The organism is Streptococcus sp. NM (genome assembly GCF_003390135.1).
Lineage (GTDB): Bacteria > Bacillota > Bacilli > Lactobacillales > Streptococcaceae > Streptococcus.
The window spans coordinates 33,470-54,273 of record NZ_QUOS01000005.1 but is presented as its reverse complement, the minus strand read 5'-3'; the positions used below and the strand labels follow the sequence as shown (position 1 = coordinate 54,273).

22 protein-coding genes and 1 pseudogene are annotated in these 20,804 nt (G+C 41.3%); 4 read left to right on the top strand and 19 right to left on the bottom strand.

Going from position 1 to position 20,804, the window contains the following annotated elements; genetic code table 11:
- The first annotated feature begins 4 nt into the window (after positions 1-4).
- The 4 genes from DXN33_RS08115 (at position 5) to DXN33_RS08100 (ending at position 4,755) form a co-directional block, all read left to right on the top strand.
- On the top strand, positions 5-1,321 hold the full coding sequence (locus DXN33_RS08115) for an FAD-containing oxidoreductase (protein WP_115904818.1): 1,317 nt from the start codon (positions 5-7) through the stop codon (positions 1,319-1,321).
- Between the two features lie 98 nt (positions 1,322-1,419).
- On the top strand, positions 1,420-2,763 hold the full coding sequence (gene murT / locus DXN33_RS08110; RefSeq protein ID WP_115904817.1) for a lipid II isoglutaminyl synthase subunit MurT: 1,344 nt from the start codon (positions 1,420-1,422) through the stop codon (positions 2,761-2,763).
- Complete coding sequence (gene gatD / locus DXN33_RS08105) at positions 2,763-3,545, top strand: lipid II isoglutaminyl synthase subunit GatD (protein WP_000263178.1); 783 nt, start codon at positions 2,763-2,765, stop codon at positions 3,543-3,545. Before murT ends, gatD begins: the two co-directional genes overlap by 1 nt.
- Positions 3,546-3,672: 127 nt before the next feature.
- The gene (locus tag DXN33_RS08100) at positions 3,673-4,755 is read left to right on the top strand and encodes a Xaa-Pro peptidase family protein (protein ID WP_115904816.1); all 1,083 of its coding nucleotides are present in this window, start codon (positions 3,673-3,675) and stop codon (positions 4,753-4,755) included.
- Positions 4,756-5,009: 254 nt separating this feature from the next.
- Here the strand turns inward: DXN33_RS08100 and DXN33_RS08095 are convergent, their stop codons facing one another.
- From DXN33_RS08095 to brnQ, 19 genes and pseudogenes are all read right to left on the bottom strand, one after another.
- Positions 5,010-5,471 carry an ECF transporter S component gene (locus DXN33_RS08095; RefSeq protein WP_000814989.1) on the bottom strand — a complete coding sequence of 154 codons (462 nt, stop codon included), beginning with the start codon at positions 5,469-5,471 and terminating at the stop codon, positions 5,010-5,012.
- Positions 5,458-6,222 carry a bifunctional hydroxymethylpyrimidine kinase/phosphomethylpyrimidine kinase gene (locus DXN33_RS08090; RefSeq protein ID WP_115904815.1) on the bottom strand — a complete coding sequence of 255 codons (765 nt, stop codon included), beginning with the start codon at positions 6,220-6,222 and terminating at the stop codon, positions 5,458-5,460. Before DXN33_RS08090 ends, DXN33_RS08095 begins: the two co-directional genes overlap by 14 nt.
- The gene (truA, locus tag DXN33_RS08085) at positions 6,212-6,961 is read right to left on the bottom strand and encodes a tRNA pseudouridine(38-40) synthase TruA (protein ID WP_115904814.1); all 750 of its coding nucleotides are present in this window, start codon (positions 6,959-6,961) and stop codon (positions 6,212-6,214) included. Before truA ends, DXN33_RS08090 begins: the two co-directional genes overlap by 11 nt.
- Before the next feature lie 98 nt (positions 6,962-7,059).
- Positions 7,060-8,211 (bottom strand): MFS transporter, encoded by a 1,152-nt coding sequence (locus DXN33_RS08080; RefSeq protein ID WP_115904813.1) that lies wholly within the window; start codon positions 8,209-8,211, stop codon positions 7,060-7,062.
- A 124-nt stretch (positions 8,212-8,335) separates the two neighbouring features.
- Positions 8,336-8,965, bottom strand: coding sequence for a Pr6Pr family membrane protein (locus tag DXN33_RS08075; protein WP_049492375.1), 630 nt, complete (start codon positions 8,963-8,965; stop codon positions 8,336-8,338).
- 2 nt (positions 8,966-8,967) lie between these two features.
- On the bottom strand, positions 8,968-9,306 hold the full coding sequence (locus DXN33_RS08070; protein ID WP_001061596.1) for a zinc ribbon domain-containing protein YjdM: 339 nt from the start codon (positions 9,304-9,306) through the stop codon (positions 8,968-8,970).
- A gap of 207 nt (positions 9,307-9,513) precedes the next feature.
- On the bottom strand, positions 9,514-10,032 hold the full coding sequence (locus tag DXN33_RS08060) for a DNA starvation/stationary phase protection protein (protein WP_004237560.1): 519 nt from the start codon (positions 10,030-10,032) through the stop codon (positions 9,514-9,516).
- 151 nt (positions 10,033-10,183) lie between these two features.
- Positions 10,184-10,819 (bottom strand): annotated as a pseudogene (locus DXN33_RS08055) (ABC transporter ATP-binding protein); the annotation flags it as partial.
- Positions 10,820-10,915: 96 nt separating this feature from the next.
- Positions 10,916-11,674, bottom strand: coding sequence for a triose-phosphate isomerase (gene tpiA / locus DXN33_RS08050; protein WP_000087893.1), 759 nt, complete (start codon positions 11,672-11,674; stop codon positions 10,916-10,918).
- A 96-nt stretch (positions 11,675-11,770) separates the two neighbouring features.
- Positions 11,771-12,448, bottom strand: a complete 678-nt coding sequence (locus tag DXN33_RS08045; RefSeq protein WP_115904812.1) for a DnaD domain-containing protein — start codon at positions 12,446-12,448, stop codon at positions 11,771-11,773.
- An 8-nt stretch (positions 12,449-12,456) separates the two neighbouring features.
- The gene (gene metA / locus DXN33_RS08040) at positions 12,457-13,401 is read right to left on the bottom strand and encodes a homoserine O-succinyltransferase (RefSeq protein WP_049510673.1); all 945 of its coding nucleotides are present in this window, start codon (positions 13,399-13,401) and stop codon (positions 12,457-12,459) included.
- 287 nt (positions 13,402-13,688) lie between these two features.
- Positions 13,689-14,201, bottom strand: coding sequence for an adenine phosphoribosyltransferase (locus tag DXN33_RS08030; protein WP_001049318.1), 513 nt, complete (start codon positions 14,199-14,201; stop codon positions 13,689-13,691).
- Positions 14,202-14,286: 85 nt separating this feature from the next.
- The gene (locus DXN33_RS08025; RefSeq protein WP_115904811.1) at positions 14,287-15,045 is read right to left on the bottom strand and encodes a class I SAM-dependent methyltransferase; all 759 of its coding nucleotides are present in this window, start codon (positions 15,043-15,045) and stop codon (positions 14,287-14,289) included.
- 487 nt (positions 15,046-15,532) lie between these two features.
- Complete coding sequence (rplA, locus tag DXN33_RS08020; RefSeq protein WP_001085675.1) at positions 15,533-16,222, bottom strand: 50S ribosomal protein L1; 690 nt, start codon at positions 16,220-16,222, stop codon at positions 15,533-15,535.
- Positions 16,223-16,319: 97 nt separating this feature from the next.
- Complete coding sequence (rplK, locus tag DXN33_RS08015) at positions 16,320-16,745, bottom strand: 50S ribosomal protein L11 (RefSeq protein WP_001085807.1); 426 nt, start codon at positions 16,743-16,745, stop codon at positions 16,320-16,322.
- 122 nt (positions 16,746-16,867) lie between these two features.
- Entirely contained in the window at positions 16,868-17,584 is a 717-nt protein-coding gene (gene ldcB, locus DXN33_RS08010; protein ID WP_115904810.1) for an LD-carboxypeptidase LdcB/DacB, read from the bottom strand.
- A gap of 2 nt (positions 17,585-17,586) precedes the next feature.
- Entirely contained in the window at positions 17,587-18,057 is a 471-nt protein-coding gene (locus tag DXN33_RS08005; protein WP_115904809.1) for an HIT family protein, read from the bottom strand.
- A gap of 1 nt (position 18,058) precedes the next feature.
- Entirely contained in the window at positions 18,059-19,096 is a 1,038-nt protein-coding gene (locus DXN33_RS08000) for a M42 family metallopeptidase (protein ID WP_115904808.1), read from the bottom strand.
- Between the two features lie 202 nt (positions 19,097-19,298).
- Complete coding sequence (gene brnQ, locus DXN33_RS07995) at positions 19,299-20,624, bottom strand: branched-chain amino acid transport system II carrier protein (RefSeq protein ID WP_181897306.1); 1,326 nt, start codon at positions 20,622-20,624, stop codon at positions 19,299-19,301.
- Positions 20,625-20,804 lie beyond the last annotated feature (180 nt).

The window sequence follows — 20,804 nt, the reverse complement described above, 5'->3', positions numbered from 1 at the left end:
ATAAATGTTAACTTATGATTTAATCGTTATCGGATTTGGTAAAGCTGGTAAAACACTAGCTGGTAAATTGGCTTCAGCTGGCAAAAAAGTTGCCCTCGTTGAACGTAGCAAAGCTATGTACGGTGGAACTTGTATCAACATCGGTTGTATCCCAACTAAAACTTTGCTAGTTGCTGCTGAGAAAGACTTGTCTTTTGAAGAAGTGATTGCTACAAAAAATACTATCACTGGTCGCCTCAATGGTAAAAACTATGCAACTGTTTCTGGTACAGGTGTCGATATTTTTGATGCGGAAGCTCACTTCCTTTCAAATAAAGTCATCGAAATCCAAGCTGGTGATGAAAAACAAGAATTGACTGCTGAAACTATCGTCATCAACACTGGTGCTGTTTCAAACGTCTTGCCAATCCCTGGACTTGCTACAAGCAAAAACGTCTTTGACTCAACAGGTATCCAAAACTTGGACAAATTGCCTGAAAAACTTGGTGTCCTTGGTGGCGGAAATATCGGTCTTGAATTTGCTGGCCTTTACAACAAACTTGGAAGCAAGGTTACAGTCCTAGATGCCTTGGATACTTTCCTACCTCGCGCAGAACCTTCCATCGCAGCTCTTGCTAAACAATACATGGAAGAAGACGGTATTGAATTGCTTCAAAACATCCGTACTACTGAAATAAAAAACGACGGTGACCAAGTGCTCGTCGTGACTGAAAACGAAACTTACCGTTTCGACGCCCTTCTTTACGCAACTGGACGTAAACCAAACGTAGAACCACTTCAACTTGAAAATACAGATATTGAACTAACTGAACGTGGTGCTATTAAAGTAGACAAACATTGTCAAACAAACGTTCCTGGTGTCTTTGCAGTTGGGGATGTCAACGGTGGCCTTCAATTTACTTACATTTCACTTGATGACTTCCGTGTTGTATACAGCTACCTTGCTGGAGATGGCAGCTACACTCTTGAAGACCGTCTCAATGTACCAAACACAATGTTTATCACACCTGCACTTTCACAAGTTGGTTTGACTGAAAACCAAGCAGCTGATTTGAAACTTCCATACGCCGTTAAGGAAATCCCTGTTGCAGCAATGCCTCGTGGTCACGTAAACGGAGACCTTCGCGGAGCTTTCAAAGCTGTTGTTAATACTGAAACAAAAGAAATTCTTGGAGCAAGCATCTTCTCAGAAGGATCTCAAGAAATCATCAACATCATCACTGTTGCTATGGACAACAAGATTCCTTACACTTACTTCACAAAACAAATCTTCACTCACCCAACCTTGGCTGAGAACTTGAATGACTTGTTTGCGATTTAAGTTGAGATTTAATCGTATCGAACAGCCCTCCTTGGGCTGTTTTTACTTCTGCGAAATCTCAAATCTGTCTTTTCCCTCTTTTATGATATAATAGAAACATGAAATTAAAAACTACCTTGGGCCTTCTTGCTGGGCGTTCTTCCCACTTCGTTTTGAGCCGTCTTGGCCGTGGAAGTACGCTCCCAGGAAAAGTCGCCCTTCAATTTGATAAAGATATTTTACAAAACCTAGCTAAGAACTACGAGATTGTCGTGGTCACTGGAACCAACGGAAAAACCTTGACAACTGCCCTCACTGTCGGCATTTTAAAAGAGGTTTATGGTCAAGTTCTGACCAACCCAAGCGGTGCCAACATGATTACAGGGATTGCGACAACCTTCTTAACAGCCAAATCTTCAAAAACTGGGAAAAATATTGCCGTTCTAGAAATCGATGAAGCCAGTCTATCTCGTATCTGTGACTATATCCAGCCAAGCCTTTTTGTCATCACGAATATCTTCCGTGACCAGATGGACCGCTATGGTGAGATTTACACAACTTACAAGATGATTTTGGATGCCATTCGTAAGGTGCCTACGGCTACTGTTCTCCTTAATGGAGACAGTCCACTTTTCTACAAGCCAGCTATTCCAAATCCTGTAGAGTATTTTGGTTTTGACTTGGAGAAAGGACCAGCCCAGCTGGCTCACTATAATACAGAAGGGATTCTCTGTCCTGACTGCCAAGGCATCCTCAAATATGAGCACAATACCTATGCAAATTTGGGTGCCTATATCTGTGAAAGTTGCGGATGTAAACGTCCTAATCTCGACTATCGCTTGACAGAACTAGTTGAGTTGACCAACAATCGCTCTCGCTTTGTCATTGACGGACAAGAATACGGTATTCAAATCGGTGGTCTCTACAATATCTACAACGCCCTAGCAGCGGTTGCCATTGCCCGTTTCCTTGGTGCAGATTCACAACTCATCAAGCAGGGATTTGATAAGAGCCGTGCAGTCTTTGGACGCCAAGAAACCTTCCATATCGGTGACAAGGAATGCACGCTCGTCTTGATTAAAAATCCAGTCGGTGCCACTCAAGCTATCGAAATGATTAAACTAGCACCTTATCCATTTAGCCTATCTGTCCTTCTTAATGCCAACTATGCTGATGGGATTGATACCAGCTGGATCTGGGATGCTGATTTTGAACAAATCACTGAGATGGACATCCCTGAAATCAACGCTGGCGGTGTTCGCCATTCTGAAATCGCACGTCGTCTACGAGTAACTGGCTATCCAGCTGAGAAAATCACTGAAACAAGTAGTCTGGAACAAGTTCTTAAGACCATTGAGAACCAAGACTGCAAGCATGCTTATATTCTGGCTACCTATACTGCTATGCTGGAATTCCGCGAACTGCTGGCTAGTCGTCAGATTGTTAGAAAGGAGATGAACTAATGGTTTATACTTCACTTTCCTCAAAAGCTGGCAATTACCCCTATCAGCTCAACATTGCCCACCTCTATGGAAATCTCATGAATACCTATGGGGACAATGGAAACATCCTCATGCTTAAGTATGTGGCTGAAAAACTGGGAGCCCATGTGACGGTTGACATCGTTTCTCTCCATGATAACTTTGATGAAAATCACTACGACATTGCCTTTTTCGGTGGCGGTCAAGACTTTGAACAAAGTATTATTGCGGACGACCTACCTGCTAAAAAAGAGAGCATTGACAACTACATCCAAAATGACGGTGTGGTTCTGGCTATCTGCGGTGGTTTCCAACTATTGGGGCAATATTATGTTGAAGCTTCAGGCAAACGCATCGAAGGGCTAGGGGTCATGGGCCACTATACGCTCAACCAGACCAATAACCGTTTTATCGGGGACATCAAGATTCATAATGAAGATTTCAATGAAACCTACTACGGATTTGAGAATCATCAGGGCCGCACCTTCCTCTCAGATGATCAAAAACCACTGGGACAGGTTGTCTATGGAAATGGAAACAACGAGGAAAAAGTCGGTGAAGGGGTTCATTATAAGAATGTCTTTGGTTCCTACTTCCACGGGCCTATCCTATCTCGTAATGCCAATCTAGCTTATCGCCTAGTCACTACTGCCCTCAAGAAGAAATATGGTCAGGACATCCAACTCCCTGCCTATGAGGACATTCTCAGCCAAGAAATCGCTGAGGAATACAGCGACGTCAAAAGCAAGGCTGACTTTTCTTAAACAAAGTGAAACTATATCAAAGAACCCCGTTATCTTGTCGGAGTTCTTTTTGTCTTTTCTTTTACCCTTCTCCCTTGCATTTTCTCTCATTTTTTGCCAAAATAGAGGGGTAGAAAGAAGGTAGCATATGTCTAAATTACAACAAATCGTAACATATCTTGAATCAGAAAAACTAGACGTCGCTGTCGTATCTGACCCCGTCACAATCAATTACCTCACTGGCTTTTACAGTGATCCCCATGAACGCCAAATGTTCCTTTTTGTCCTAGCAGATCAGGAACCTCTCCTCTTTGTCCCAGCTCTTGAGGTTGAGCGTGCAAGCAGCACCGTTTCCTTCCCAGTTGTGGGCTATGTGGATTCTGAAAATCCATGGCAAAAAATGAAACATGCTCTTCCAAAACTTGACTTCAAACGTGTCGCTGTTGAGTTTGACAATCTCATCTTGACCAAATATCATGGCTTGAAAATAGTCTTTGAAACTGCTGAATTTGAAAACCTCACTCCTCGTATCCAACGTATGCGCCTCATCAAATCAGCTGACGAAGTGCAAAAAATGATGGTTGCAGGTCTCTATGCGGACAAGGCTGTTAAGGTTGGTTTTGATAATATTTCTCTTGATAAGACAGAGACAGATATCATCGCCCAAATCGACTTTGCCATGAAACGTGAAGGCTATGAAATGAGTTTTGATACCATGGTCTTGACTGGTGATAATGCTGCAAATCCGCACGGCATTCCAGCAGCTAATAAGGTTGAAAATGATGCTCTTCTCCTCTTTGACCTTGGTGTTCTAGTCAACGGCTATGCGTCAGATATGACTCGTACAGTCGCTGTTGGTAAACCAGACCAATTCAAAAAAGACATTTACAACTTGACTCTTGAAGCCCAACAAGCTGCTCTTGACTTTATCAAACCAGGTGTGACTGCCCATGAAGTGGACCGTGCTGCCCGTGAGGTCATCGAAAAAGCTGGTTATGGTGAGTACTTCAACCACCGTCTCGGTCATGGTATCGGTATGGATGTCCACGAATTCCCATCTATCATGGAAGGAAACGACATGGTCATCGAAGAAGGCATGTGCTTCTCTGTTGAACCAGGTATCTATATCCCTGGTAAAGTCGGTGTTCGTATTGAAGACTGCGGTGTTGTTACCAAGGACGGCTTTGACCTCTTTACAAGCACCAGTAAAGACTTGCTTTATTTTGATTAAAATTCTTCAAAAATCTTCCCACAATAAAACGCATAGTACAAGGTTTTTCAACACTTGATACTATGCGTTTTTCTTATTTGAAAGACTTTTTACTCAGCCTCTTTATACTCAATGAAAATCAAAGTGCAAACTAGGAAGCTAGCCACAGGTTGCTCAAAACAGTGTTTTGAGGTTGTAGATAAGACTGATGAAGTCAGTAACCATATCTACGGCATGGTGAAGCTGACGTGGTTTGAAGAGATTTTCGAAGAGTATTACTTAATCTTCTTGATACTTTGACTAAGAATAAATCCTACAATCATCCCTACCATATTTTGCATGAAATTTGGTAAAATTTCTGGTAGGGCTGCAGCCCAGCCATTCATCAAAGTAGAACCTAAGGCGTAACCCCCTACCATGGCAATCGTTGCTAAGATAAGGCCTAACCACTGAGTTTTTCCTTTAAATCCTGCGAAAAATCCCTGCAAGCCATGGTTGACCAAGCTAAAGAACATCCACTGAGGATAGCCTGATAAGAGGTCAATCAAGAAACCTGCTAGTCCTCCTACTACAGCCCCTTCACGACTACCAAAGTAGAAGGCCGTAAAGAAGACACCCGCATCTAAAAGAGTTAGAATGCCTGTCGGTGTTGGAATTTTTAAGAAATAACCTAGAACCACAGAGAGGGCGGTTAATAGGGATACAAGGGCGATTTTAGTTGTTTTAGTTTGCTTCATATTGTCTTACTCCATACTGATCTGCTTGTGCAATGGCACGGTAAACGAAAGCCTTAGAGCTTTCTACTGCTGCTAAAAGTTCATAACCTTTAACCAAGTGACTGGCAATGCTAGAGGCAAAGGTACAACCTGCACCAGCATTTTGCCCTTGGATGACAGGATTTTCTAGTACTGTAAAGTTTTGTCCGTCATAAAAGACATCCACAGCCTTGGCCTGACTAAGGCGATTGCCTCCCTTGATAATGACTGCTGGCGCTCCTAAGTCATGCAATTTCTGCGCTGCCGTTTTCATATCTTCCAAGGTTTTAATTTCCTGACCAACCAATAATTCTGCTTCAGGAAGATTAGGCGTGATCACACTGACATAAGGGAAAAAGCGAATCAATTCTTGGCAGAGTTCACTGACAGCTACATCATGCGTTTCCTTGCAGACCAAGACAGGATCCAATACTACAGGCACTCCTGGACGTTGTTTGATAAAGTCCAAGGCCTTCTCAGCCACACTGACAGTAGGAAGAAGACCAATCTTAATCCCCCCAAACTCCACATCACGCAAGCTATCTAATTCATGTTGAAAAATGGTATCGTCAGTTGGAAAGACCTCAAAGCCTTTTTCTGTTAAGGCGGTCAAACAAGTCACAGCTACAAAACCATGCAAGCCGTTTAAGGTATAGGTAGCCAAATCAGCTGACAAACCACCACCACTAAAAATATCATTTCCAGAAAGTGCTAAAATACGATTATTCTTCATAACGAATCTCCTTTAAATACAAACCATTAGGTGCTGCCGTTGGACCAGCAAGTTGCCTGTCCTTCTTCTCCAAAATCAGGTCAATCTGCTCCACTGGCATACGGTTGTTGCCGATTTTGAGCAGTGTCCCCACCATATTGCGAATCTGCTTATACAAGAAACCATTTCCTGCAAAGGTAAAAGTCAAAAACTGACCTGTCTCATCGACTGTTAAACTAGCTTCTGTGATGGTGCGAACCTTGTCCTCTACACTGGTCCCAGAGGCTGTAAAACCTGTAAAATCATGGGTCCCTTCTAATTTCTTGACAGCCTCCTGCATTCGTTCCACATCAAGCGGATAAGGAAAGTGGGTGGCATAGTGACGAAGCATAGGATTTTTGGGACGGCCCCTGTCTACGATAAACTCATAGGTCTTACTGTGCTTGGCATAACGGCAATGAAAATCATCTGCCACAAGCTCAATCGAAACCACATCAATATCTTCAGGGGACTGGGTGTCAAGAGCAAAACGGAGCTTCTCCTCATCCATCTGATAAGGCAGGTCAAAATGAATAACCTGTCCCAAAGCATGAACCCCACTATCTGTCCTACCAGCACCGTGAACAGCGATGGCTTTCCCTTTATTGAGTCTCGTCAAGGTTTTTTCAATTTCTTCCTGAACGCTACGCGCATGGGGCTGGCGCTGAAAGCCAGCAAAGGCGTAACCATCATAGGAAATAGTTGCTTTGTATCTTGTCATAACTTCTATTTTATCAAGAAATTAGTCTGTAAGCAAGGTCCTAAAACAAATATTGTCTGGGTACAAAAATCCTAAAAAGAAAAACTTAGGAACCAATCCTAAGCTCTCTTTTGAAGTAGGTACATGACAAAGATAGAGGTTACAATTAACCAAGATCCTAAGATAGCAAAGACCAACATCCCATTGTGAGTTAGTAAGCCAATCGCACCTAGAACGAATGGTGTCGTAAAGGCTCCGAAACTACAGCCTAAAACTGCAAATGAAGTTGCTTGATTGAGGAGTTTAGCTGGAATTCTTTCAGAGACAAGTTGAAAAACTGTCGTCAAGGCTACACTGTAGGCAAAACCAGCAAGAATGCTTCCTGCCACTACCACCCACAAGGATGGAGATAAAGCAATCACAATTTGCCCTAAGCCGAAGGTAATACCAGACCAGAGGAGCAGTTTCTCTTTAAAGATAGAAATCAAGAAAGAAAAACTCACACCAGCCACAATCCCGATCAACTGCATGACACTAAGGACAAAACTAGATAACTGGGCATCTCCAAGTCCTCTTTCCACCATCAAGCTTGGAATACGGATGGTAATAGCTGTATTGGTACAAACTACAACTGCCGCTTCTATAGCTAGGATAAAAATCAAACCTTTCATTTCCCGAGTTAAGCGACTTGCTTCCTTTGTTTTTTTCTTGACTTCTTTCTTTTCTTTTCCATAAGGGACAAAGAGCAAATAAAGGGTCAACACCAAAAATCCAGCACTATAAGCTAAGAAAGTAGCTGTCCAACCAAAGACCAACAACTGACCGACTGCCAAGGTGATGAGAGAAGCCCCAACAACCTCTGCAGAACCGCGTAGCCCTAACATCTGAATTCGCGTTTTTCCTTGATAGCGTTCACTAATAATGGAAATGGCCTTGGCATTAATCATCCCTACACCCAAACCAAAAAGAATCCGTGTTCCAAAGACAAAGGGATAGGCTTGATACCAAAAGGGTGCTGTTCCACTCAGTGATAAAATCAGCAAGCCCAAACTAATCTGTAATCGCTCAGGAAATATTTTTTCTAAGATGCCATTTAGTAGTAACATAATCATGATCCCGAAGGAAGGCAAGCTCGCCAAGAGCTCAATTTGTTCCTTAGGGTAGCCTTGATAATAGTCAAACATGGCTGGCAGGGCACTCGAGATGGAAAAGGATGTAATCAAAACGAGGGAGAGAGCCAAAATACTGGCCCGTTCTAAAAATTGTTTCATGAAATTTCTTTCTATATTTCTCTCAATCTTCTACTTTTTTGATAGTTATCAAACAAGCAAGAAAAGAAGAAGCCTCTTTGGTGTACAGACTCCTTCTTAAACTCGAAAATGAATCCCTTGTATCTTAGGATGACTTTCTCTTGATTTGCTTGATAAAGTAGAAGATAAATCCAGCCACCATATAGGCAACAAAGATAATCAGACACCACTTGAACACGACATCCCACCCCTTGTTCACATTCAAAAAGAAGTAAGGGAAGGGACTGACCTTAGAATTAGGAACATCAAGTTTCAGTACCAAGCCATTAAAAAGAGCAAAAATCATATAAAGCAAGGGTAAAATCGTCCACACAACTGGATCCCAAATCTTGTATTGACCCTGTTTGTCAAAAAAGAGGGTATCTGCTAAAAACCAGAGGGGAACGATATAGTGGCAAAGGAAATTTTCTAGGGTATAGAAATTAGTCGCAATAGGCGCCAGGAGGAAATGGTAAATCACACAGGTAATCATGATACTCATGGTGACTCCACCTTTTAAGCGCAAAAGACTTGGTCTTTGCCAGTCTTCACCTAAACGGCTCATAACCTTTAGGAGATAGAGCGTAAAAATCGCGACTAAAAGGTTGGACAGAACCGTATAGTAGAGAAGCATCCCAAAGCCACCATGCTTGGCGATTTCAAGATAAACTCCCGTAAAAGCCGCTAGAAACAAGAAGATACGGCTATAAAATACAAGTTTGTAGTGCTTTGACATGCTTAAATTTTCTTCACAAACTCAGATTTGAGTTTCATGGCACCAAAACCATCAATTTTACAATCGATATTGTGGTCGCCTTCTACGATGCGAATATTTTTCACGCGCGTCCCTTGTTTCAAATCTTTTGGCGCACCTTTTACTTTTAAGTCCTTGATGAGAGTGACTGTATCACCGTCAGCCAATTTATTTCCGTTGGCATCGATAGCAACAAGGCCCTCTTCTACATCTGCAACTTCAGCAGGATTCCACTCATAAGCACACTCTGGGCAAACCAGTAGGGCACCGTCTTCGTAGACATACTCTGAGTTACATTTTGGGCAATTTGGTAGGTTGTTCATGGTTTCTCCTTATCATCATTCACTATTCTTTGAAAATCAAAATTTCTCGAACAGCAACTATTATACCTTAAAATCAGCATTTTGACAAATGAGTCGCCGGAGAAGCAAAGAAAAAATCATGTAACTTTGTCTGCTACATGATTTTTAAAAGATAGTTTATCATGAGTAGTGATACAGAAACTCATGATAGAAAGGGATGCATTTATCTTACAAACCTGGTGCTTGTCCAAGTTCTGCGGCAAGCATCCAGATTGTTTTATCAGTTTCAGTTTTAGCATCTGAGAAGATACCGTTTGTCACATCATCACCCTCTTCATCAGTGACATCCAAACCTTTTTGGAAGAGTTCTGACAAGTAACGGTAGATAGCAAGCACACGTTCCAAGCTTTCTTCAACATTACGGTATTCACCAGCTTCTTCTTCGATTTCACTATTTTGAAGGAATTCTGTCAATGTAGAGAATGGGCTACCACCAAGTGTAATCAAGCGTTCGCTGATTTCATCCAATTGGCCATCAAGAGCTTCCATATACTCATCCATTTTTGGATGCCATACAAGGAAACCACGACCACGCATGTACCAGTGCACTTGGTGCAAGGCAACGTGGGCTACGTATAAATCAGCAACAGCTTGGTTCAAGACTTCCTTTGTTTTTGCCAATGCTACTGGCGCTGCTTTTGTTAATGATGTTACGTCTTTTACTGCTTCTTTTTTCAATTCTACCATTTTATTTTACCTCATTCATTATTTTTTGTAATCACTTCTTAGTGTTTACTCTCTTAGTATACTACTAAGGAAAACCAATAGCAAGCCAAATGACTCACATGAGAAAAGTTGCAATAGACTGATAATTTAAGAAAAGTTTAGTTAGTTCTGATTAGCTCACTTTATCAGATTTACTTGAAAATTGGCTTTGGTAAAGTTCATAATAGAAGCCTTTTGCTTGGAGTGAGCTTTCGTAACTTCCCTGCTCAATAATCTGTCCGTCCTTAAGAACGAGAATCTTATTTGCTTCTTGAATAGTAGAGAGACAGTGAGCGCTGATAAAGCTAGTTCTTCCTTTCATCAAGCGTTTCATAGCTTTTTGAATTAAAAGTTCCAAATGGGTATCAACAGAGGAAGTCGCTTCATTCAAAATAAGAATTTTAGAATTGTCTAGGAGAGCACGCGCGATGCTCAACAGTTGTTTGTGTCCGAGGGAAATATTTCTTGACTCTTGATTCATCTCTATATTATAACCACCAGGAAGAGTTCGAATAAAGTGATCTACATTAGCCACTTTGGCAGCTTCCATTATTTCTTCGTCACTAGCTTCAAGATTTCAAAAATGGAGATTTTCTTTGATAATACTTTCGTAGTGCCAAGCATCCTGCAAGACCATAACAAACTGACGGCGGTACTCTTGGCGTGACAATTTGCGAATATTCTACCCGTCAACCAAGATAGAACCTGCTCTAACATCGTAAAAACGCATGAGTAGATTGATCAAGGTTGTCTTACTAGCTCCTGTAGGAAAAAATTTCTAATTCACAAAAACGCTTCAAACAAAAATAAGACAGGCAGTCAAAGTCACTTAGTACTTTTAACTGTCTGTCTGGAATAACTTAGATTATTTTACAAAATCAAGCAATGCCAAGAAGCTTTCAGCTTCAAGTGACGCACCACCAACAAGGGCACCGTCAACGTCTGGGCAAGCCATGTATGAAGCAACGTTTTCAGGTTTAACAGAACCACCGTATTGAACACGAACTTTGTCTGCAACTTCTTGACCAAAGTCAGCAGCTACAACGTCACGAACAACTTTACACATTTTTTGTGCGTCGTCTTGTGAAGCTGATTTACCAGTACCGATAGCCCAGATTGGCTCGTAAGCGATAACTGATGCAGCAACTTGTTCAGCAGTCAATCCAGCCAATGCAGCAGATACTTGAGCACCTACGAATTCAGCAGCTTTACCAGCTTCGTAAGTTTCAAGTGACTCACCACAACAGATGATTGGAAGCATACCGTTTGCAAAGATTGCTTTTGCTTTTTTGTTGATATCTTCGTCAGTTTCATGGAAGTAGTCACGGCGTTCTGAGTGACCGATAACAACATAGTCAGTACCGATTTCTTTCAAAACTTGTGGGCTTGTTTCACCAGTGAAAGCACCTGCATTTTCAAAGTAGCAGTTTTGAGCAGCAACTTTAAGGTTTGAGCCTTTTGCAGCAGCAAGAACAGTTGTCAAATCAAGAGCTGGAGCTGCGATACCTGCTTCAACAAGATCTGATGAAGGAAGTTTTGATGCAACTGCTTCAACAAATGCTTTAGCTTCTTCTGGATTTTTGTTCATTTTCCAGTTACCAGCGATAAATGGTTTACGTGACATTTCACATACCTCTTTTTTCATTTTATTCACTATTATTCTATCATATTTATAAGGAGCTTGCAAACCTTACTCTAATTTTCAAGATTTTTCAAGCGACTAATCTCGCCACAAATACATGGCATCAAGAAATTCAGCCGAAACCTGAACTTGTTTGGGATTGTTCGCTTCTCTCTCTGCCCGTTTAGCCTCGATTTGAGCCACACTCTTGATACCTTCATGGCGCCAGTTTCTCAAAATCGCCTGAATGTACTTCCAGTTTGGTTTGCCATTCAAAACCGCTTCACGAAGAGCTTCCTTGATCAAGTCAGCACTGGTTCCATCTTCCTTTAGTGTCTTAGTCAAATCCTCAATCTCAAAAGGGGTCAACAAGCGTCCTAATTCCTGCTGGAAGGTTTCCACCAAATCCTTGAGCTGGTTTTGAGGTGTCAACTGATCTGAATTCGAATGGGCAACTCCAAGCAAGTCATCCAAACGTTCCAAAGCTAAACTAGCATCAAAAAGCAATTCGATTTCACCATTTAATTCGATGGTTCGATACTGAAGCAGTCCCCTCTCCGTCAGATTGGAAATGGCTTGATTGACATCCGAAATTTCCTTACCAATCCTTTCAGCAATCTGGCTTGGCGACATTTCATCCAAACCTGTCGTATTTTGCAAATAGAAAAATTGCCAGACCAGAAAATCGTCGCTGGAAGGAAAGAGTTCCTTAAAATGCAAGAGCAGGGCACTTGGTAAAACCAAGTTCCCTGATTTAAAAGCGTCTAAATATGTCATAATTCCTCTTATAAATACCCAAATGCAGATGCATCATCTTCTATTTTTCTCCAGTCAAAAGGCGTCTCCTGATAGACCGCATAATTCACCCAGTTACTGAAAAAGAGGGCTGCTGATGAAGACCAACAAAGACAAGGTGTCTGGTTGACATCATCATCCTTAAAGTAATTTTCTGGAATATGTGGATCTAAACCTGCATCACGATCCCTAAAATACTCTTTTGCCAAGGTATCACGGTCATACTCCAAATGCCCAAAACTATAAATTTCTCGTAAATCCCGACTGGCCAAAATCGAAACCCCAACCTGCGGGCCCTCTGATAAAATCTCAAGATTGGTTTTATTTAAGACCTCTTCCTTAGAAATCTCCGTATGCCGAGAATGAGGTGATACGTAGCTATCGTCAAATCCTCTAAAGAGAAGATGACCTTCCTTTAAAGTGTCCTGAGGATAAATACCCGATAACTTACTGTCCATCTGGTGTTTTTCCACTCCATAGCGAAGATAGAGTCCAGCCTGAGCTCCCCAACAGATATGAAGGGTCGAATAGACATGGGTCTTAGACCACTCAAGCACCTGACTAAATTCCTCCCAATAGTCTACTTCCTCAAATGGTAAATGCTCAACTGGAGCACCTGTGATAATCATCCCATCAAAATACTCATCCTTGACTTCTGGAAAAGTTTTATAAAAAGTCTCCATATGCTCTGCACGAGTCGTCTTGGAACGGTGACTCTCCATATAGAGAAAGTCTATGTCCAATTGCAAAGGAGTGTTTGCTAAATGCCTCAACAACTGGGTCTCTGTGACCACTTTTTTGGGCATTAGGTTTAAAATCAAAATTTTCAAGGGACGAATATCTTGGTGGGCCGCACGCTGATCATCCATGACAAAGATGTTCTCTGTCCGTAAAATCTCAACAGCTGGCAATTTTTTATCAATTCGAATCGGCATAACCCTCTCCTAACTGTACTCTTTCAGGAATCATTGCATATGTTTGAAACTCTTCGAAAATCTCTTCAAACCGCGTCAACGTTGCCTTGCCGTACTCAAGTACAGCCTACGGCTAGTTTCCTAGTTTGCTCTTTGATTTTCATTGAGTATGAAACTAAATCTCAAACACTTAGTCCTTTTATTATACTGCAAGAAGATATCGTTTTCAATTATACTTTTTCTCTAACTAGCTATAGTCTATTTTTATATCCTAATGTAGAGAAAACAGCCCTAGGGACTGTTTTTCATTAATAATGCATAAGAACTTTGTAATCGTAGTCACCGATTTTTTCACGGCCGTTCAATTCATCCAATTCAACAAGGAAGGCACAACCTGCTACAACACCACCAAGTTTTTCAATCATCTCGATGGTTGCCTTAACAGTTCCACCTGTTGCCAAGAGGTCATCCACAATAAGAACACGTTGACCTGGCTTGATGGCATCAGCATGCATAGTCAAGGTATCAACACCGTATTCTTTTTCGTAGTCAGCAGAAATAACTTCGCGTGGCAATTTACCTGGTTTACGAACAGGTGCAAAACCAATTCCCAACTCAAAGGCAACTGGACAGCCCACGATAAAACCACGAGCTTCAGGACCTACAATCATGTCAATTTTCTTGTCAGTCGCATACTGAACGATTTCACGAACAGCATAGCTGTAAGCATTCCCATCAGCCATCAAAGGACTGATATCACGGAAGGTAATGCCTTCCTTAGGATAATTTTCAATTGTTGCAATGTAATCTTTTAAATTCATCTTTTTCTTTCTTTCAAAGTTTTTACTCTCTATTATAGCATATTTTTTAAGAAAGAAAAAAGGAAAAGTTAACTTCAATAATTATCTAACGATTTGACGATTTATGACTAGCCATAGCAATAAAGCCCAAGTTCTTTTTATTCTTATTAAACATTTTATACATAGTTAAAAACTGCTTTCTATTCTCCTTTTTACAAGCATTTACACAAATTTTCAACGTTCCTAGCCAACCTTCGTCATAAATCATACCTGAAAATTTCATTAAGGTCATTTCACCAGTCAATACTTTCACATCACGATAACCTGATTCTATCATCACTTGCTCCCAACCATCTTGAGTTAAGGGACCTACATTTACATGAATTGCTTGTGACAATTCCTGTCTGATAGACTCTTTAGCTTCCTTAAGAAGCACATCATGTGTCAAAAGAAGACCTTCAGGTTTTAAAACCCTTAGATACTCCATTACACATTTTTTCTTAGCTTGATCGGCTTGCATAGTCAGCATAGCTTCATTTATAACAATATCAAAACTAGCATCTTCATAAGGAAGTTTCATTGCATTAGCTCTTTCAAAACTGATTAAATGAGCAACACCTGCCGTTTCAGCAGATTTTTTAGCCACTTCTAAGGCTTGTCCATCCATATCAACAGCAGTTATCTTACAACCAAAACGCTGTGCCAACTCAATTGCTGTAGTTCCCCTATTGCAGGCAACTTCTAGTATTCTCTTTTCTTTTGAAAATCCTCCTTCCGCAATTAACCAATCTGTGGCACGTTTTCCACCTGGACGTAAGCGTTTTTTCCCCAGTTTTGCTAAAAACTTATGACCTGCTTCTGACATTTGAACACCTCTGTTTTTTCTTCATTATAACATAAAATGATATTGTCTGACAATTCTAATCTATTATTTGATAAACTAGAATCAAAAGCATACAAGCTGCCATGACTATAGCATAAATCTATTAATCACCTCTCTAGTTCTAATTCAATTGCTCACGTAGTTTACGCATATAGGTTACGACAACATATTTGTACTTTAGAGTTGCTGGCCTCCTTATCCGCTATCTACGCTTTACTATTACGTGCCTATTCGTATAGCCAAGATTTCTCTATCTCTTTCTCTGCCGATTATTATTTCCAACGTCAGACTTAAACAGTCTATCCTAATGCCGTTCGATCAGCTACTCACAATAGTCAGGCTTGGGAATCACTTTTGGGTTTACTAGTATATGGTACCCACAGAGGACTTACACCTCAGATGAACGAAATGCCCGTCGTAACTAAAAAAACGAGCACTTTCGTACTCGTTCTCTGATATAAACTACTGATTAAAGTGAGTTTACGTCAACTTTGATACCAACACCTTGAGTAGTTGTGATAGTCAAGTTTGTTACGTAAGTTCCTTTAGCTGTAGCTGGTTTTGCTTTTTGGATTGTTTCGTTGAAAGCTTTGAAGTTTTCAACCAATTTTTCAGCTTCAAATGATACTTTACCGATGATTGCTTGAACGTTACCTGCACGGTCAGCACGGTAAGTGATTTTACCACCTTTAGACTCTTCAACTGCTTTAGCAACATCCATAGTTACAGTACCAGTTTTAGGGTTTGGCATCAAGTTACGTGGCCCAAGGACACGTCCAAGACGTCCAACAAGAGCCATCATATCAGGTGTAGCGATAACTACGTCGAAGTCCAACCAACCGTCGTTGATTTTAGCAACAAGGTCATCTTCACCAACAAAGTCTGCACCAGCAGCTTTTGCTTCTTCAGCTTTTGCACCACGTGCGAAAACAAGAACGCGTGAAGTTTTACCAGTACCGTTTGGCAATACCATTGCTCCACGGATTTGTTGGTCAGCTTTTTTAACGTCGATGTTCAAGTTGTAAGCAACTTCTACAGTTGCGTCAAATTTTGCAAAGTTAGTTTCTTTTGCAAGTGCTACAGCTTCTTCTACGCTGTATGCTTTTGTGCTGTCGATTTTCTCAAGAGCAGCACGAAGTTGTTTGCTTTTTTTAGCCATTTTCTATTCTCCTTGTAAGTGGTTCAATCGATTTTCATCTCCCACGTCACTTCTCGAAATGATGAAGTCTTGCGGGTTATATTGGGGGTGTTATTGATTAGTCAACAACAGTGAATCCCATAGAACGAGCAGTACCTTCGATCATACGCATTGCAGACTCTACGTTTGCTGCGTTCAAATCTGGCATCTTAGTTTCTGCAATTTCTTGTACTTGTGCACGAGTAACTGTAGCAACTTTTGTTTTGTTAGGTGTACCTGATCCTTTTTCAACACCTGCAGCTTTTTTCAAAAGAACAGCAGCTGGTGGTGTTTTAGTGATGAAAGTAAATGATTTATCTTCGTAAACTGAGATAACAACTGGAATGATCATACCAGCTTGGTCAGCTGTACGAGCGTTGAACTCTTTTGTGAATCCCATGATGTTGATACCAGCTTGACCAAGAGCAGGTCCAACCGGTGGAGCTGGTGTAGCTTTACCAGCAGGGATTTGCAATTTTACAAGTTTTTCGACTTTTTTAGCCATTTTTAAATCCTCCTTTGTGGTTTTGGCGGTAATTAGAGATTTTTACCTCCCACAAGTATGCTTTTCACATACCCATCTATTATACACTATTTATCTGGAATTGCAAGAGAAAAGTTTATTTTTTAATCGACGTAATCTCCACCTTCAAAGCCGAAATACTCTTCCAAACTGAGGCCACTAGCTGCAATCTCTTTAGCCTCTTTTCCGACATAACGAAGGTGCCATTCCTCAGCCATATAGCCTGTTTCCTTTTCCTTACCTTTAAGATAACGGACAACAAAACCATAATCAGCCGCATGGTCCAAGAGCCATTGGGCCGCTTTTTCTTCTGTCACCAAATCACCATTTGTCCCAATCACATCAAAGGCCAAGCCTGTCTGGTGTTCGCTATAGCCAGGGCGAGCAGAGTAACGGTCTGCTGCAGCCTTTCCATCTTTATTGACATAATCTTGATAGAGGTTAGTCTGAGTCTCGTAACTTCTAAAACCACTGTATTGATCACTAATTGGGAAGCCTGCCTCTTGCATAGCTTTGATGAGTTTGAGCAACTCTGCTTTGGCTGTTGGATTTTCCCCTGGATTGTAGTCTTTAGATAATGGATAGTGTTTATTTGCTACGATAATTTCATCGTATTTCCCTTGAATACTGTAGTAGTCACCTTTGTTAACCACTTCTGCTTTTTTCTGGGTAGCTTCTTGAGGCTTACTTCCGACTGTTCCATCAGCTTTAGCTGTTTGTTCTGTCTTAGCTGCTCCATCTTCATTTTTTGCTTTTTCCTGTGAACAAGCTGCTAGACTCAAGGCTAACAAGGATGTCAAGACAAGGTATCTTTTTTTCATTTCTACTCCTTTATTTCCAATAATTTATCTAGTTCTGACGATAAACGTTCGACTAATCTTTTAATCTCATCCGATTTTGCTTGGCAGGTTTCTGCTGTCATTTCTTCAAAGGGAACCCACCAAACTGGACCACGGCCCTTGAGACCGTGACCATTCATATCACCTGTTCGTCTAGGGAAAAGGTGCCAGTGGAGGTGGGCATCGCCATTGCCTAGAAGTTCGATATTCATTTTCTCAGCAGCAAAGGCCTTAGCAACTGCCTCTTGGACTAAACTCATTTCTTCTAGAAAACGGAGTCTTGTCTCCTTTTTCAAATGGTGCAATTCGGTGACATGTTCCTTGGCTAGAAAGAGACTATAGCCTGCAAAATACTGGTGGTCTCCAACCACAAGATAGCCTGTTTCCAACTCTTTGACAAAATAGGGATTTTCTCCCTTCTTGATGAGCTCAATTCTCTGGCAAATAAGGCACATATTAGTCTACCAACGTGCTCTTAAGGTAAGCATCAACCATACGTTCTGTTGCGACCACCGAGTCAATATGAGTGCGCTCATATGAATGGCTAGACTCGATACCAGCACCGAGAAGGGCGTGTTTGACTTCTGCCCCTGCAGACATAGCTGCTGAAGCGTCCGAACCATAAAATGGATAGATATCCAGCTTAAATGGAATATCTTGCTCTTTAGCCAAAGCAACCAAATGTTGACGGAAGTCATAGTGATAAGGCCCTGAAGCATCCTTGACACAGATAGACACTGTGTACTCATCTGTTTGCTGGTCATCTCCCATAGCTCCCATATCCACAGCCAGATATTCTACTACCTGAGCAGGAATATTAGAATTAGCACCGTGTCCCACTTCTTCAAAGACTGAAAAAGCAAAATGGGTTGTTACAGGCAACTCAATCTTCTCTTCCATATAAATACGGAGCAGATTAAGCAAAATCGCTGCGCTGACCTTATCGTCCAAATGACGAGACTTGATAAATCCTGTCTCTGTCACGATAGTTCGTGGGTCAAAGCTGATAAAATCACCGACTTCAATCCCCAAGGCATGAGTTTCTTTTTCATTGGTCACTTTTGCGTCCAAACGCACTTCCATATTGTCCTGAGTGCGTTCTGCAGTTCCTGCATCCTTATAGACATGGCAAGAAGTTTGGTGGATGAGGATGGTTCCTGATACTTTTTCACCTGTGCTAGCCACATGAACGGTACAGTTTTCACCTTCAATCATGTTCCAAGGAAAACCACCGATACGGTCCATTTTGAGACGGCCGTCTGGTTTGACAGCACGGACAATAGCACCCAACGTATCTACATGGGCAGTCACATAGCGATGCTCTTCATCATTTTGACCTTTGATGGTCACATTGACACCGCCTTTGGCTGTACGAACTGGCTGGTAACCAAAACCTTCTAGAGTCTTGACTAAATAGTCCGCAACCTCACGAGTGAAGCCTGTTGGCGATGCGATGGCTGTCAGTTCTTTGATATATTCTACTGTTTGATTCATTTCTTCACCTCTTTTGCTACCTATTATAACACATTTATCATCGGATAAAAAAAGAAAATCACTCCTGTAGACTTGGCTACAAAAGTGATTTTATACTCAATGAAAATCAAAGAGCAAACTAGGAAACTAGCCGCAGGCTGTACTTGAGTACGACAAGGCGACGTTGACGCGGTTTGAAGAGATTTTCGAAGAGTATTAGTGATTATTCCATTTCAAAAACATCACTTTCTTGCTTGTTTGGTAGAACCAGTGAGAGCAAGATTCCGACAATGGCTGGTACCAACCATGGGAGAGATGCCTTGGCAAAAGGAAGAGTGTTGACAAGATTCGCAAGAAACTCAACCTTAAACGAGCTTCCTAATACGCTTGCAATGGCAATAGCTGTAACAACAGCAATTGTCAACTGCATACCTGGTTTTGAAAGGGCAACAAATTTGTTGACAATGACAATCATAACGATAGCAATCGTGATTGGGTACAAGATAACCAGTACTGGAATTGAGTACTTGATAATCGCATCAAGACCCAAATTAGCAATGGCAAATCCAATCAAGGTAAAGGCTGTCGCATAAACCTTGTAGCTGATTTGTGGGAAGCGTTCATTAAAGAACTCAGCTGTTGACACAATCAGACCAACTGTTGTTGTGAAGCAGGTTACGGTAACCATAGCTGCAAGGAAGAGTTGAGCTGTTGAGCCAAAGATTTCTTGAGTGGCTTGTGACAAGATGTAAACACCTGGTGTTCCACCCTTCATCGCTTCAGCTGGTACTGGGAAATGATTCCCAAGGAAGCCTAAACCGATGTAAAGAGCGCTGAAGGCAAGGGCTACAACGATACCAACCACCCAAATAGTTGAAATGTATTCTTTCTTACTTGAAAATCCAAGTTGTTTCAAGGTTTGAACTGCGATTACACTGAAGGCAACTGAGGCAAGGGCGTCCAAGGTATTGTAACCTTCTAGGAAACCTGTACCAAAGGCAGAAGCTTGATAAGCAGCTGAAGCAGCTTGAGGACTTGTTCCACCGTATTTGAAAGCTCCCAGAACAACCAAGATAACAATCAAAATCGCAAAGACTGGCGTTAAAATACGTCCAATGCGGTCTAAGATTTTTGATGGATTAAGCGAAATCAAATAGGCTGCTGCAAAATACAGAACAGTAAAGACAATCAAACCAATACCTTTATTTGCATCCGACAAAAGAGGGCTAATCCCTACTTCGTAAGCTGTTGTAGCAGTACGTGGGATAGCAAAGAATGGACCGATTGACAAATAAAGAACTGAGAGGTAAAGAGTCGCAAACCAAGGCGCTATCTTTGTTGAAATCTCGTAGATATATCCTTTAGGATTTAGCGTTCCAATAATAAGAGTCAAGACGGCGATACCGACGCCTGAAAAGACAAAACCTGCGATGGCAGGAAGAAAATGTTCTCCAGATAGAGCACCTAGAGAAGGCGGAAAAATCAAGTTCCCCGCACCAAAAAATATTCCAAACAGGAGTAAACCTGTTAGGGCACCTTTTTTAGCCATGAAAATCTCCTTCATATTTATAAAATACTGACCTAGTATATCATGAATAGGAGTATGAAAAAAGCTTCACGAAGTAAATATTGAATGTTTTCAAGATTCTTAAAAATGAGAATTATCTAAAAATAAAATCCCCTACCCAGTCCACACCAAGTAGGAGAAAATTCTAATGTTTATACTCTT

Bases quoted from the DNA above. Each gene is read 5' to 3' on its own strand.
- DXN33_RS08115 (WP_115904818.1), top strand. From the start codon at position 5: ATGTTAACTTATGATTTAATCGTTATCGGATTTGGTAAAGCTGGTAAA.
- murT (WP_115904817.1), top strand. From the start codon at position 1,420: ATGAAATTAAAAACTACCTTGGGCCTTCTTGCTGGGCGTTCTTCCCAC.
- gatD (WP_000263178.1), top strand. From the start codon at position 2,763: ATGGTTTATACTTCACTTTCCTCAAAAGCTGGCAATTACCCCTATCAG.
- DXN33_RS08100 (WP_115904816.1), top strand. From the start codon at position 3,673: ATGTCTAAATTACAACAAATCGTAACATATCTTGAATCAGAAAAACTA.
- DXN33_RS08095 (WP_000814989.1), bottom strand. From the start codon at position 5,471: ATGAAGCAAACTAAAACAACTAAAATCGCCCTTGTATCCCTATTAACC.
- DXN33_RS08090 (WP_115904815.1), bottom strand. From the start codon at position 6,222: ATGAAGAATAATCGTATTTTAGCACTTTCTGGAAATGATATTTTTAGT.
- truA (WP_115904814.1), bottom strand. From the start codon at position 6,961: ATGACAAGATACAAAGCAACTATTTCCTATGATGGTTACGCCTTTGCT.
- DXN33_RS08080 (WP_115904813.1), bottom strand. From the start codon at position 8,211: ATGAAACAATTTTTAGAACGGGCCAGTATTTTGGCTCTCTCCCTCGTT.
- DXN33_RS08075 (WP_049492375.1), bottom strand. From the start codon at position 8,965: ATGTCAAAGCACTACAAACTTGTATTTTATAGCCGTATCTTCTTGTTT.
- DXN33_RS08070 (WP_001061596.1), bottom strand. From the start codon at position 9,306: ATGAACAACCTACCAAATTGCCCAAAATGTAACTCAGAGTATGTCTAC.
- DXN33_RS08060 (WP_004237560.1), bottom strand. From the start codon at position 10,032: ATGGTAGAATTGAAAAAAGAAGCAGTAAAAGACGTAACATCATTAACA.
- tpiA (WP_000087893.1), bottom strand. From the start codon at position 11,674: ATGTCACGTAAACCATTTATCGCTGGTAACTGGAAAATGAACAAAAAT.
- DXN33_RS08045 (WP_115904812.1), bottom strand. From the start codon at position 12,448: ATGACATATTTAGACGCTTTTAAATCAGGGAACTTGGTTTTACCAAGT.
- metA (WP_049510673.1), bottom strand. From the start codon at position 13,401: ATGCCGATTCGAATTGATAAAAAATTGCCAGCTGTTGAGATTTTACGG.
- DXN33_RS08030 (WP_001049318.1), bottom strand. From the start codon at position 14,201: ATGAATTTAAAAGATTACATTGCAACAATTGAAAATTATCCTAAGGAA.
- DXN33_RS08025 (WP_115904811.1), bottom strand. From the start codon at position 15,045: ATGTCAGAAGCAGGTCATAAGTTTTTAGCAAAACTGGGGAAAAAACGC.
- rplA (WP_001085675.1), bottom strand. From the start codon at position 16,222: ATGGCTAAAAAAAGCAAACAACTTCGTGCTGCTCTTGAGAAAATCGAC.
- rplK (WP_001085807.1), bottom strand. From the start codon at position 16,745: ATGGCTAAAAAAGTCGAAAAACTTGTAAAATTGCAAATCCCTGCTGGT.
- ldcB (WP_115904810.1), bottom strand. From the start codon at position 17,584: ATGAAAAAAAGATACCTTGTCTTGACATCCTTGTTAGCCTTGAGTCTA.
- DXN33_RS08005 (WP_115904809.1), bottom strand. From the start codon at position 18,057: ATGTGCCTTATTTGCCAGAGAATTGAGCTCATCAAGAAGGGAGAAAAT.
- DXN33_RS08000 (WP_115904808.1), bottom strand. From the start codon at position 19,096: ATGAATCAAACAGTAGAATATATCAAAGAACTGACAGCCATCGCATCG.
- brnQ (WP_181897306.1), bottom strand. From the start codon at position 20,624: ATGGCTAAAAAAGGTGCCCTAACAGGTTTACTCCTGTTTGGAATATTT.